This window comes from Rhizobium ecuadorense, from assembly GCF_001187535.1.
In the GTDB taxonomy this organism is placed as follows: Bacteria; Pseudomonadota; Alphaproteobacteria; order Rhizobiales; family Rhizobiaceae; genus Rhizobium; species Rhizobium ecuadorense.
On record NZ_LFIO01000455.1, the window covers coordinates 1 to 832 of the forward strand.

The 832-nt window shown below is 61.4% G+C and carries 1 protein-coding gene; it reads right to left on the bottom strand.

The features are described from left to right. Positions 1 to 147: 147 nt before the first annotated feature. Positions 148 to 832 (bottom strand): ABC transporter ATP-binding protein (locus AF337_RS11135; RefSeq protein ID WP_152970982.1); only part of this gene is annotated, 685 nt, incomplete at its 5' end.

Sequence of the window (832 nt, forward strand, 5' to 3'; positions counted from 1 at the left end):
TCCCTCGAAAAGTCATCGCCGCCCGATCCTCCTTTCCGAGGAAATCGGCGATCTCCCGCATTTCGGCAACCAATCGATCGGCTTCTGATCATTCGGGGCGGCTTTACACGATCGTCAAAATATCAACAAATTCAGGAAACGAAGGTCTCAGACATTCGTTTCAGGAAGGCGTCTGCCCGTCGCGGCCGAAAACAGATGTTCGCCGGCCGCTCGCAAGGTGAAGCGGATCGTGTCGCCGGGGTTTATCGCGATGCGCTCGCGAAACAGCATATTGACGTTTTCCTCGCCGATCCGGGCGACGACCTGTGTCTCCGCCCCGGTCGGTTCGACGACGACGATCTTCGCCGGTGTCCCCTCCTCGGCGATTGCGAATTGTTCCGGCCTGATGCCGTAGATGAGTTCCTCGCCGGGATCGGCCGTGCCGGGGCGTAGCGATAGCGGCATGGCGACGCCGCTGTCGGTGCGGAAGATCGAAGGCGCATCGGCCTGGATGCGGCCCTTGAGCAGGTTCATTGCCGGCATGCCGATGAAACCGGCGACGAAGGTCGTCGCCGGTCGGTCGTAGATCTCCAAAGGCGTTCCGATCTGCTCAACGATGCCGTCACGCATCACGACGATCCGATCGGCCATGGTCATCGCCTCGGTCTGGTCGTGGGTGACATAGACGGTGGTGATCTTCAGCCGCTGGTGCAATTCCTTGATCTCGGCGCGCATGGCGACCCGCAGTTTGGCGTCGAGATTGGAAAGCGGCTCGTCGAAGAGAAACACTTTAGGATCGCGCACGATGGCGCGGCCCATGGCGACGCGCTGGCGCTGGCCGCCGGAGAGGGGT